Annotated in this window: 10 protein-coding genes; 8 read left to right on the top strand and 2 right to left on the bottom strand. The window is 43.6% G+C overall.

Annotation, left to right across the window (positions count from 1 at the left end; genetic code table 11):
* Positions 1–8: 8 nt before the first annotated feature.
* From NV379_RS13795 to NV379_RS13810, 4 genes are all read left to right on the top strand, one after another.
* On the top strand, positions 9–893 hold the full coding sequence (locus tag NV379_RS13795; protein ID WP_258207901.1) for a carbohydrate ABC transporter permease: 885 nt from the start codon (positions 9–11) through the stop codon (positions 891–893).
* 50 nt (positions 894–943) lie between these two features.
* Positions 944–2,674 carry a sensor histidine kinase gene (locus NV379_RS13800; RefSeq protein ID WP_258207902.1) on the top strand — a complete coding sequence of 577 codons (1,731 nt, stop codon included), beginning with the start codon at positions 944–946 and terminating at the stop codon, positions 2,672–2,674.
* Positions 2,675–2,687: 13 nt separating this feature from the next.
* Entirely contained in the window at positions 2,688–4,358 is a 1,671-nt protein-coding gene (locus tag NV379_RS13805; RefSeq protein ID WP_258207903.1) for a response regulator, read from the top strand.
* A 91-nt stretch (positions 4,359–4,449) separates the two neighbouring features.
* Positions 4,450–5,706: a Gfo/Idh/MocA family protein gene (locus tag NV379_RS13810; protein ID WP_258207904.1), complete on the top strand. Its 1,257-nt coding sequence runs from the start codon at positions 4,450–4,452 to the stop codon at positions 5,704–5,706.
* Positions 5,707–5,780: 74 nt separating this feature from the next.
* Here the strand turns inward: NV379_RS13810 and yfbR are convergent, their stop codons facing one another.
* Both yfbR and NV379_RS13820 read right to left on the bottom strand, forming a co-directional pair.
* Positions 5,781–6,365 (bottom strand): 5'-deoxynucleotidase, encoded by a 585-nt coding sequence (gene yfbR / locus NV379_RS13815; protein ID WP_258207905.1) that lies wholly within the window; start codon positions 6,363–6,365, stop codon positions 5,781–5,783.
* 16 nt (positions 6,366–6,381) lie between these two features.
* Complete coding sequence (locus NV379_RS13820) at positions 6,382–7,539, bottom strand: polysaccharide deacetylase family protein (protein WP_258207906.1); 1,158 nt, start codon at positions 7,537–7,539, stop codon at positions 6,382–6,384.
* Between the two features lie 114 nt (positions 7,540–7,653).
* Here NV379_RS13820 and NV379_RS13825 point away from each other — a divergent pair, with 114 nt between their 5' ends.
* The 4 genes from NV379_RS13825 (at position 7,654) to NV379_RS13840 (ending at position 13,029) form a co-directional block, all read left to right on the top strand.
* A complete protein-coding gene (locus tag NV379_RS13825; RefSeq protein ID WP_258207907.1) occupies positions 7,654–9,195 on the top strand; it encodes a fumarate hydratase in 1,542 nt (513 codons plus the stop codon).
* Between the two features lie 147 nt (positions 9,196–9,342).
* Complete coding sequence (gene pnpS / locus NV379_RS13830; RefSeq protein WP_258207908.1) at positions 9,343–11,145, top strand: two-component system histidine kinase PnpS; 1,803 nt, start codon at positions 9,343–9,345, stop codon at positions 11,143–11,145.
* Positions 11,146–11,249: 104 nt separating this feature from the next.
* On the top strand, positions 11,250–11,981 hold the full coding sequence (locus NV379_RS13835; RefSeq protein WP_258207909.1) for a response regulator transcription factor: 732 nt from the start codon (positions 11,250–11,252) through the stop codon (positions 11,979–11,981).
* 196 nt (positions 11,982–12,177) lie between these two features.
* The gene (locus NV379_RS13840; protein ID WP_258207910.1) at positions 12,178–13,029 is read left to right on the top strand and encodes an EamA family transporter; all 852 of its coding nucleotides are present in this window, start codon (positions 12,178–12,180) and stop codon (positions 13,027–13,029) included.
* Positions 13,030–13,033: the final 4 nt, after the last annotated feature.

Raw genomic sequence — 13,033 nt, forward strand, 5'->3', positions numbered from 1 at the left:
GACACATCGTGCGTACGAACAGATCATTCGCAAGAAGATTGTTTTTGATATTCAACTTCATCGTTCTATTGTCCATATCCTTGTTGTGCCTTATGCCTATTATTCATATTTTGGCGATCTCGTTTAGCTCTGGTTCAGCAGCAGCAGCCGGCAAAGTCACTCTGTGGCCAATTGAATTTACGACAGCTGCATATGATAACGTATTTGGAAAACCGGAATATTTGCGGGCATTCTGGGTATCTATTCAGCGGGTTGTTCTGGGAACAACCATCAGCATGTTGCTGACGATTATTACCGCCTACCCATTATCCAAAGATTCTCAGCAATTTCGGCTAAGAACCTTCTATGCATGGGTATTCGTATTTACAATTTTATTCAGCGGTGGACTCATTCCGACGTATTTAACTGTGAAGGGGCTTTGGATGATTGATACCATTTGGGCTCTGGTGCTACCAGGGGCTGTTGCGGTGTTCAACGTTATTCTATTGCTGAATTTCTACCGCAATCTGCCCAAAGAACTCGAAGAATCCTCGCGCATCGACGGGGCTGGCCATTTCACGACCTTATGGAAGATCTACGTTCCACTATCTTTGCCTGCACTGGCGACAACAGGTCTTTTCACCATGGTGGGACATTGGAATAGTTGGTTTGACGGCATGATTTACATGAATCATCCTGAAAATTACCCGCTGCAAACCTTCTTGCAGTCGGTTATTATTAAACTGGATTTTCGCTTCATTAAAGCAGAAAATGCCGAGCTAATGATGAAGTTGTCCGATCGTACGAGCAGAGCAGCGCAGATTTTCGTGGCGGCATTTCCGATCCTCATCGTCTATCCGTTCATGCAGCGGTTTTTCATAAAAGGAATTGTGATGGGGAGTGTCAAAGAATAATAGAGGTTAATATCGTAGTACTCTATTAAATGATCCCAGGAGAACAAGCGATGAAAATGTTATTCTTTTTGCATGACTCCTCCATATTTAAGAAAATTATGGCTGCCTTTCTGGCTGCCTTGTTGCCTCTGATGGCAATTACCTGGATGATTAACGAGATGGGCGCGCAGAAGATTCGCAGCGAAATTTCGGAGTCAATTCTGAATACGACACGGTTCTATCTGGATTCGCTGGATAAGGAAGGAGACCGGATTAGCCGTTATTTGCCGAACTATGTGATGGATAAAGATTTGATGGAAATTGCCACAACGGGCACAGCCATGAGCGATTACGATCGCGCACGCAAAATACTGGACATACAGAAGCGACTCGATCTGATGAAAAATTCAAGTCCATTCATTCAAGAAGCGAGGGCTTATGTGCCCGTGATTGAACGTACGATTCTTAGTTCCAACTATGAAACCTCAATTGACCGGCAAGAATACGAAGCCATGCAACAAAGCGCAAAGCATTTAGAGCAACCGTTCGTTTATTGGAACGATCGATTATTTATTACTATGCAGTATCCCACCAGTACAGTGAAGAATCCGATATACGTCGTTGGGGTCGAGCTATCTACGAGTAAGATCAAGGAGACCTTGATGCAGATTAGCAGCGCGCGGGGCGGACAGAGCATATTGTTTAACTTGGACCGAGGGTGGAAAGTCGAGAGCGGTGTGGACACAGAGCTGCTAGAACGCATGAAATCTTTTGCTTTGGAGAAAAATGCTGCGTCCGAAGAAGGATACGAAACACTGAATTATGGAGGACAACGCTATCTCACAGTTTATAAATATTCTAGCCTCTGGAATTCCTATTCCATTACTTGCATTCCGGAGGAAAAGATTTTAGGTTCGCTGCAGAAGTATCGAATGTGGTTTTGGGTGGCATGCGCGCTTGGCGTGTGCATTCTATTTTTCTTTTCCTATTTTCTATTGCGATTCATCTACAGACCCCTCATGAAGTTGGTACATTCATTTCGACGTGTTCAGCAGAACTGGCTGGAACCGATCGTGATCGATCGCGGATCAGATGAATTTGGCTATTTGTACCAAGCTTTTAACGATACCGTGCGATCTTTGAAAACATTAATTGAGGAAAATTATGAGCAGCAAATTCGAAGTCAACGCTCGGAGCTGAAACGATTGCAAGCGCAGATCAACCCTCATTTTTTATATAATTGTTTTTTTGTGTTATGTCGACTGATAAAATCCGAGAATCAGAAGGAGAAAGCCTATCAATTCTGCTTATATATCGGTCAATATTTTCAATTCATTACACGTAATGATGAGAACGAGATTCCGCTAGAGCTTGAGGTAAAGCATTCTCGCACGTATGTCGATATGCAATCCATTTGTTACGGAGACCGCATTCAAGTCAAGTTTGAAGGAGATGTTCCAGATATCTTCGTTCCGAGGCTGGTCCTGCAACCGATCATCGAGAATGCTTATAAGCATGCCTTAGGCAATATGATTCAACGTGGTGAGCTTTGGGTTCACAGCGAACTTAAGGCAGAGGTGTTCTCACTGTATGTCGAAGACAATGGAAGAAACATCAGTGATGAGGATATCGAGCGCCTCCAAAAGCGACTATGCGAGTCTTCCAATCGGATAGAAGAAACAACAGGAATCATGAATGTACATCGGAGATTAGAACTTCACTACGGAGAGGGATATGGCATTACGATGTCACGTTCTGATCTGGGGGGACTGAAGGTAAGAATCAATCTGAGCGTATGCTAGAGGAGGAACCAGCATGTATAAACTGCTTATCGTTGATGATCTTCCCATAATCGTCGATGGTCTTCTTGAGCTATTCGAGCAGACCGTTCATTTGCCGCTTGAAGTGATGAAAGCCTATTCAGGTGAAGAGGCTTTGGAGGTTCTGTCGTATCATCACATCGATATCGTAATTTCCGATATTAAGATGCCCGGGCTAGGGGGTATAGAGCTGCTTCAAGAGATTAAATCCCAATGGCCTTCCAAAGTTATTTTTCTAACCGGATATAACGATTTTCATTACGCAAGGAACGCGATTACCTATGGAGGCTTCGATTATATTCTAAAGGTTGAAAGTGATGAGAAAATTATTCAGTCGGTGGAACGAGCCATTGAGAAAATTGAAGAAGAACATAATCAGGAGCAGAGGCTTGCAAGCGCACAATCCAAAATGAGATTGGCAATGCCAACGCTTCAAAAAGAGTATATATGGGGACTCTTTCAAGGCAAGCATGTAACAGAGAGTCAGCTCGTGCAGGATTTCAGAGAAATCGATATTCCACTCGATGCAACATTGCCGGTCTATTTGCTCATTGGAAGGGTAGACGCTTGGAGAGAGATGTTCAGAACGCCGGATAAAACATTGCTTTCGTATGCACTCCAGAACATTGGTGATGAGTATTTGTCCACGCATGTAAGAAGCTATTCCGTCGTATTCGAGCTATCGAAAATCGTCTGGATGATTCAACCGAAAGCGTCGTCAGTTTCATCGTCTAGTGACTTCGACTGGATTGAAGCCCACCGCTTTACGAGCGGTATATTGAAGACCGTACAAGCAACCTGCAAGAGATTGCTGGGGCTTTCTGTTTCTTTCCTTCTGGGAAGCGAACCGACCACATGGGATAATGTCTCAGACCAGTTCCATTCGATAAAATACGGTTTGGTACAAGGTCATGGATTGCTTAGTGGGGTCATTATGACCGATAAAGACGTCCAGAAACAAGATAACGATAAAACCGGCAGCTATCACGATAGTTTCTATCATGCTCGTGTTCAATTGCTCATGTCCTGTCTTGAGAACAATCATCGGGAACAATTCAACAAGCTGTATGCCGAGCTGACAGTCATATGGAACGATCAGGGAACTCCATATGAGCGGAAGACCGAATTGTACCATTCCCTTTCAGCTGTATTTCTATTCTATATCCATAAAAATCGAGGAATTCGTGATTACATGAATACCCTTCTGGATTTGGATAAGCTATTTCGTCATAGCGATTCGGCTTCATGGCCGGAATTGATCCAATACTTTTGGCAAATGGCAGATTGCTTCTTCGAATGGAATGCGCAGCGAGGCACCCAATTGCCGACGGAGGTCGTGAATAAGGTACATCGATATATTAAGGAACATATATCTACCGATATTTCCTTAAATGCACTGGCGGATTACGTAGACTTGAATCCTTCTTATTTATCTAGACTTTACAAACAAAGCACCGGGATCGGGTTGTCGCAATACGTTAATGACTATCGGAATTTGATTGCCAAAGACATGCTGCTTAATACGACGAAGAAAGTAAATGAAATTGCCACTGCTCTAGGATACAACTCGGCACTTGCGTTTATACGCTTTTTCAAAAAGAAGAACGAAACGACGCCGCAAGAATTCCGAATGACTCGATTCCATAGGCAGAATCAAGGTCAATAAGTGTATATGAAATGTCAGTAACGATCTCTTTCGCCTCCCAATCTACCCTCTTACAATGAAAGTATAAGCGTATACAAGAGGAGGAGAAGTCTTGAGAACATTAACAGCCGTACTACTAGGCGCTGGCAGTAGAGGAAGATATATTTATGGTCCCTATGCAGAGAAGTTTCCAAATGAATTAAAGATTGTTGCAGTAGCTGAGCCAGACGATGAACGTAGAAATCGATTTGCAGAGATTCATGAGATCGCCCCGGAGCATGTCTACGATTCTTGGGAGAAAGTATTTGATCAAGGACGGTTTGCCGATGTCATGATCATCTGTACACTTGATCGGATGCATTATATACCAGCGATGAAAGCAATGGAACTGGGCTATCATGTCCTGCTGGAGAAGCCGATGTCTCCTTTAGTGGAGGAATGTATCGAGCTGGAGCAGGCTTCACTTAAACATAAGCGTCTGCTCGTTGTAACCCATGTCCTTCGATATACCCCTTTCTGGTCAGGAATCAAAAAATGCATCGAAGACGGAGAACTCGGAACGGTGGGTACGATACAATTAACTGAAAACGTCGGTTATCCTCATATGACGCATAGTTTCGTGCGAGGGAATTGGCGCAATTCAGAGGAGACAAGTCCGATGATTCTAGCTAAGTCGTGCCATGATCTGGATATCATCTCCTGGCTTATGAAGCAGCCGTGTACAAGCGTGAGCTCTTACGGTTCTCTGCTTCATTTCAGATTGGAGAATGCCCCGGAAGGCTCCACCGATCGCTGTATCGATGGTTGCGAGGTCGAGAAGGAATGCGCCTTCTCCGCTTTGAAAATGTATATGCAGCCACCGCATCACCCTTGGGCGCGCTACATGACGAATGATTTGTCGCAAGAAGGCATCTTAAAAGCGCTTAAAGAAGGGCCATTTGGCCGCTGTGTATATCGATGCGACAACAATGTTGTCGACCATCAGGTGGTCAATATGGAGTTCGCAAATGGAGCGAACGCGTCGTTCATCATGTCAGGATTGACGCAAAGCGGTGCGCGCAGGGTGCAAATCATGGGAACGCAAGGCGAAATCATAGGAGATATGGACAAAGGAGCCTTTACATTATACCGATATGTTTCAGGGGAAAAGATTGAGGTTAGCTGCAATGTTGAAGGTGATGGCCATGGAGGCGGTGATGAACGAATGGTGAGTTCGTTCCTACGGGACGTTCGTCAATTCGATAGCAATTCATCGCAAGGCTTAACTTCTGCAACGGCTTCGTTGCAAAGCCACCTCATGGCATTTGCTGCCGAACATTCGAGACTGCACGAAGGCCAAGCTGTCAAAATCAAAGGGAGCAATAAATAAGCAAAAAAAGGTACAGCCTCATCAACTTTCTTGAGGAACTGTACCTTTTTTTCATGAGATAAACGTAGTAACTCTCACTCCGACAACTCATCGAGCGTCTTTTCCATGCTCGGCGCGAAATGTTCCAAGAAGTAATCCACTTCAGGAAGCCCAAGCTGATGCAGCGACTGCTCGATCTGCTTCTTCGCCGTTCCGAATTCACGGTTGCCAGCAGATAACTCAGTTACACACTTGAGATACGCATCGAGCAGATCGGCTGCTTTGACGAAGGCGCGCAATTCCTCATCTTCGTCTGAGTGCGTTAGAAGCGGTGCATAGACCGACTGAAGCTTCGGTGGAATCATATCCTGCAAGCGGACTGCGGCTAGGCGCTCAATCTCACGGAATGAGCTTAGCATGTCAGGATTGTGGTGCTTGACCGGAGTAGGGATGTCACCAGTGAAGGATTCTGTTGCATCATGGAATAAGGCCATCGATACGGCTAAGCCACTATTGAGATTACGTCCGAACTCAGCATTTGCAATGGAGCACAGGAGATGTGTCAGTGTAGCCACGTGATAGGAATGTTCGGCTACGTTCTCTTTAACGACATTACGCATGAGACTCCAACGTTCAATATAACGCAGGCGATACATATAAGCTAAGAAATCACTCGTCATCTGCTACACGTCCTTCTTAGGAGGTTAACATCTTCGGTACAGTTCGTAATGTAATCAGCTTGGTATCAGGATGATACATAATGGGTGTGCCAAGCATCGCTTGAACATCACGCCAATCCATCATGAGGTGCCCTTGATTATTACTAACAGGAACGCGTAAGTCCAACTTCGTCCCATCTGTACGTTCAATGTAAGTGTGATTGTCTCGAATTGTCCATTGCTGCTCATTCCACTTCACGATCATGGAACCGTTCTGATTCTCAACAGTTGCTCCTAGCGCTGTGAGTGCACTCGTAACAGGCACTTTATAGTCCTTCTGCTCTTTGGCTTCAACGCGTTGTTTAATTGTAAAATCAAGCATTTCGGGTGTGATCCATGGGCTTCCCGCATTAATACGCGGAATATGCATGCGATCGACTTCTCTTATCGCCATATCAGGAACAATCGTGAAGGCGTAATTGATCCCTGCTTGATTGACTAAACTTGCAGCAAGATCATCAACGATACCGAATGGATAAGCCAGATAATCAACTGGATCTCGGTGTGAATCGTTCACTTTACTAATGCATCCTTTGATGTCATTCGTGACACGATCTTTATATTCAGATTCTGTTTCTTTCGTACCGTCAGCTTTGGTCACGCGACCGATAAGTGAAGCTTCACCGTCGGGTAGCTTAATGTGCATTGCATCTGTATGACAACCCGTTGTGATGAAGTTATTAGTAGAGACAAGTTCTTTCATTTCCTCTTCGTTCATGAACGGAATGTTGTATCCCTTGGGATTCGCAAGTGTCTCCGTAATCATAAAGACGGTACCCGGAATATGTCGCTCTGCTAGAATAGGCAAAGCTTTTTCATGTACACTCTGATACCCATCATCAATCGTTAGTAGAATTGCGTTATCTGGAACGGTTGCACCATCCAGATATTGCTTGAAATCATCCATCGAAATGAAGTTGTATCCCTTCGCGAGTAAATAGTCGAGCTGTCGCTTGAATAGTTCGGGTGTCATCGTAGATGAACTTTTGTCAATATCGTGAAAATGATGATACATGAGTACAGCAACTTGATCTTGATAATACACAGTAGGATGCTCTGCGGATGCTTTGGGCGCAGTAAAAACGCTCATACAGACAATGCTGATGAGGAGAATTGCTGCTAGGAATTTGCGCATGATTTCGTACTCCTTTTTTAAGTCTAAGAGGGTCTGGTTTGCTTGAATTATGTTATAATTAAAAACAGTTCAAAAACTAACACAAGTGTAGGAAATAGAGAGGGGAACAGCATTATGCAGCATTTTGAACAAAGTGTGTATAAGCTAATTGTGGAGACTTCGACGAATTTACCAGGAGACGTTCGTAAAGTAATCCAACAAGCTCAACTAAAAGAAGACGAGGGCACAAGATCTGCCTTGTCATTATCAACGATTGCGGACAATATTACAATGGCAGAGAATAACGTATCGCCGATTTGCCAAGATACGGGTATGCCCACGTTTATTATACACTGCCCAGTTGGAGCAAACCAAATTGAAATGAAAAAGCAGATTTTATCTGCAATTCGAAATGCAACAAAAGAAAGCAAGCTGCGTCCGAACTCCGTGGACTCCTTAACAGGTGCAAACTCCGGAGACAATTTGGGTCCGGGAACGCCTGTGATCCATTTTGAACAATGGGAACGTGACGATATTGAAGTAAAGCTCATTCTTAAAGGCGGTGGCTGCGAGAACAAGAACATTCAATACTCCTTGCCAGCTGAACTTGAAGGAATCGGTAAAGCAGGTCGTGACCTAGATGGTATTCGCAAGTGTATTATGCATGCGGTATATCAAGCACAAGGTCAAGGATGTTCAGCTGGTTTCATTGGTGTGGGTATTGGTGGAGACCGTACAAGTGGTTATGAACTAGCGAAGCATCAGTTGTTTCGACATACGGATGATGTGAATTCGAACGAAGATTTACGTCAAGTAGAAGAGTATGTAATGGAGAACGCGAATAAGCTTGGCATTGGTACAATGGGCTTCGGTGGTCAAGTAACGCTTCTAGGTTGTAAGATCGGTGTAATGAACCGTCTACCAGCATCGTTCTTCGTATCTGTTGCGTATAACTGCTGGGCATTCCGTAGACAAGGCGTTGTATTGAATGCGGTTACAGGCGAAATTCAAGAATGGGTTTATCCAGAAGGTCAAGAAACACCGATGCAGCCTACTGCAGCAAATGAAGTTGCAAGTACGGATGTAGAGGAGCGTCGTGAAATTATATTGCAGACACCAATCTCTGAAGAAGATATTCGCTCACTTCGCGTAGGGGATGTTGTGATTATTAATGGAACGATGCACACAGGACGTGATGCATTACATAAATACTTGATGGATCATGATGCACCGATCGATCTTAATGGTCAAGTGATTTACCACTGTGGACCTGTAATGGGTAAAACGGAAGCAGGCGAGTGGGAAGTGAAAGCAGCAGGTCCAACGACATCCATTCGTGAGGAGCCTTACCAAGGCGAAATTATCCGTAAATTCGGTATTCGCGCAGTGATTGGTAAAGGCGGTATGGGTGCGAAGACACTTGCGGCACTAGAGGAGCACGGCGCAGTATACTTGAATGCAATCGGCGGAGCTGCTCAGTTCTACGCGAAATGCTTTAAGAAAGTAGATGGCGTGGATTACATGGAGTTCGGTATTCCTGAGGCGATGTGGCACCTGGATACAGAAGGATTTGCGGCAATCGTTACGATGGATTCTCATGGTAATTCCCTACATGCTGATATCGAGAAGAACTCTTTAGAGAAGCTTGCAAGCTTCAAAGAGCCTGTTTTTAAATAAAAGTTTCATTACAAGATACCCGATTTGCATATGCAGTCGGGTTTTCGTTTTCATATAAACGATGATTTACACAAAATTAACTGGATAAACTAGATGTCACAGGTTACCATGGAAGGTAGATTTTTTTGGACAAGGAGTTTGATAGCAATGAATAAATTCCGTGTGAAGCTAACGTTAATGTTAATCCTATTGATTGGTTTTTCCATGTTATGCGCGGGCGTGTATATGGCTTCAATCTTTGAGAAGTCTCATATTACGGAACTCAAAGGCAATCTCGTTCGTGAGCTTAATGTTATGGTACATACGGGCAATTGGAATCGAGTAGGTGAAGATGCAAATCTGATCGAAATCTATACGAAAGAGACGGAGAGACTTAGTAAATTTACACAAGCACGGGTCACTTATGTCCGTTCGGATGGGAAAGTAATGGGAGATTCTGAAGTTAACCCCATGACGCTCGATAACCATAAGGAAAGACCAGAGATACAAGATGCACTCTCGCATCAAATCGGCTTTTATAAACGTTATAGTGATACAATTAAGGAGAATATGCTCTATGCTGCGATTTCCGTCGATAACGATCAAGGTCAATCGATTGGTGCGCTGCGAATTGCCATGAGCCTGGCCGAAGTTGAGTCTACTGTTAATCAATTGTGGGTATATCTGATTGTAGGCATGCTGATCTTGTTCCTCCTTGTGAGCTTTATCTCTTACCGGTTTGCAGCAGGAATTACGCGTCCGATTGAGAAGATCACTCGGGTTGCACAGCAAATTACGAATCGGAATTATCGAGCACGAGTGAATATTAGAAGTAAAGATGAAGTGGGCCAGCTTGGTCATGCTGTGAATCGAATGTCAGATAGCCTGCAAGAGCAGATGAACCTCATATTGGAAAGTGAGAGCCGTCTTAAAGGGGTGCTCGGCAATATGTCTGCCGGCGTGATGATGGTTGGTAGGGAAGGTAATATCGTGCTTCTTAATCCATCGGCGGAGCAAATATTAGGGTTTGAAGATCATGAATTGCTCGGTCATCGCTTTGATGAAGCGAAGCAACAGCCACAGCTCATTCAATTAATTGAGCACTGTATGGAGAAGCAGCAGCCTTTACGTGAAGAGATGGTGTTCTATTATCCTGCGGAGAGTATACTGGAGGTCAATGCGATTCCAATTATTCAAGGGGATGATACATGGACAGGTGTGCTTATCGTCTTGCATGATATTACAGCCATTCGTCGATTGGAGAAAATGCGCAGTGAATTTGTTGCCAATGTGTCTCATGAACTCAAAACTCCAATTGCTTCGGTAAAAGGGTTTGCAGAGACGCTGCTTGCTGGTGCAATGAATGACCCAGAAACGGCAAAGGCATTCTTGAAAATTATATATGATGAGTCGGAACGGTTGAACCGATTGATCGGCGATATTCTTGCGCTATCGAAGATTGAATCCAAGCGTGTACCGCTGCAATTATCACCGGTTTCGCTCACAACGATTATTGAAGACTCCATCCATATGATGCAAGTGGAGGCGGAGCAGAAATCAATTCAGCTTGATATGCGAGTTGAGGGAGATCTGTATTTAGAAGCAGATGAAGATCGTCTGAGACAAATTTTAATTAATCTTTTGTCTAATGGTATTAATTATACGATGGATGGCGGTAAAGTTCGTATCATAGCCGAACCTATTCGGGCAAGGTCTGAAGACGAAGAGGAATATGAACACATCCGAATAACGGTGTCTGACACTGGTATTGGTATTCCGAAGTCTGATTTACCGCGTGTATTCGAAAGATTTTACCGTGTGGATAAAGCACGTTCTCGTAGTTCAGGTGGTACAGGTTTAGGTCTGTCTATTGTTAAACATCTCGTGGAAATCCATCATGGAACGATTCAAGTGGAAAGCGAGATTGGTATTGGTACGAAGTTTATGATTGAGCTACCTGTTATTCACTAGGATTTACACGGCGTTTACAATTGAGTTTACACAAACTTTACAAACGAGTGTTATGATGGCAATATAATTGAACAATCTATTAATTAAAGTTAGGGGATTATCCCATGACATCCAAAATATTAGTTATTGAAGATGAGCCGACTCTTGCTAGACTTCTTTCTTATAATTTGACGCAGGATGGCTATGAAGTAAAAGTGATCGAACATGGTGGGGAAGGTTTGCAAGTTGCGATGCAGCAGCTGCATGATTTGATCATTCTGGATCTCATGCTACCGGGTATGAACGGATTTGAAATTCTAACGAAATTACGGCAAAAAGGGATACGTACGCCTGTCATTATCCTGACAGCTCGCAATGCTGAAGAAGAGGTCGTACAAGGGCTGAAGCATGGTGCTGATGATTATATGACCAAGCCATTCGGTGTTGCTGAATTGCTTGCGCGAGTATCAGCTGTTCTTCGTCGAACGAAATCAGACGAGCTGATGTCGGAGGATGTTATAAAGTCCAATGAAAAAGTGATCGTAATTGGCGACCTGCATATTTATCCAGAAAAGTATGAAGTTATCTTGCACCATACATCAATTACACTCCGTCCCAAGGAGTTCGAAGTACTGCTATATTTAGCGCAGCGACCAGGATTTGTAGTGTCGAGAGATGACTTGATGAATATCGTATGGGGATTTGACTATTTTGGCGGGCAACGAACAGTTGATGTACATGTCAGTTCACTTCGTAAGAAATTAGAAATGAGCCAGGAATCGGTTCAAATTGAGTCCATTCGTGGGGTTGGCTATAAGCTTACTGTACAGAATCGGGCAAAGCAAAGCATCGAATAAAGCATGCATAGGAATAAGGGCTCTTTCAAACTTAGTTTGGAAGGGTTTTTCTTTTTGAGTGAAAAGATAATAATTGTGATTGAATCATTCGAAATGTTGGAAAAGATATCGACGGAGCTTGCAAACGGGTGTAAAATCAGTGTTGCTGAATAGGTATAAAGACTGTAAAGAATTGAGCCTTGGGGGTGCTACCTGCATGAATGAAACGTATGCGTTATTCCTTGTGATTGCTTCCGCTTTTACTCATTCTTTATGGAACTTATTTACGAAAAAAAGTATACATAAGGAAAGCTTCCTATGGTCGATCCAGACGATCGCATGTGTGGTGTTTATGCCGTTCTTTGTTCGTGACCTGCTAACTGTAGATCTTGGAATAAAGCAAGTCGCCTTGATGATAGCTTCTTTTTTATTCCAGGGATTGTATTTAATATTGCTTACGAAAGCGTACAGAATTGGAGAAATGTCGCAAGTGTATCCGATGATGCGTGGATCAGCAGCCCTGCTTATTCCGATTGTGAGTATGATTTTGTATCATGAACGTTTAAGTATGTATGGTTGGATTGGTTTATCATTAATCGTAGTGGGATTGTTCGCACTAAGTGGTATTTATACGACGCGTATGGATCGAAAATTCATGATCATATTTGTTACAGCACTTGGTGTTGGGTTATCGATCACTGGCTATACACTTGTAGACAAATCGATTCTAGGGTTCTTATCACCACTCGGACTCCTTCAGATCAGTAACATCTCGGGTTTACTCTTCTTAGGTATTCCGGCTCTGCGAAGTGGGAAGTTGAAGCCAGAATGGAAGCTCAATTGGAAGACGATCTTAGTTGGTTCGGTGTTAGCACCGGGTTCTTACTTGCTTTTCTTGGTCGCCATGCAGCTTGCTCCACTTAGTCACATCTCGCCAATTCGTGAGTTTAGTATCGTGATAGGTTCGGTTCTTGGTATCTTAATTCTAAAAGAAAAACAAGGCGGGACAAGGGTACTATTCTCCTTCGTCATTACAGCAGGGATGATAACGTTAAGCTTATGGGGTTAGAGAA

This window comes from Paenibacillus radicibacter, assembly GCF_024721995.1.
GTDB classification, from domain to species: domain Bacteria; phylum Bacillota; class Bacilli; order Paenibacillales; family NBRC-103111; genus Paenibacillus_AM; species Paenibacillus_AM radicibacter.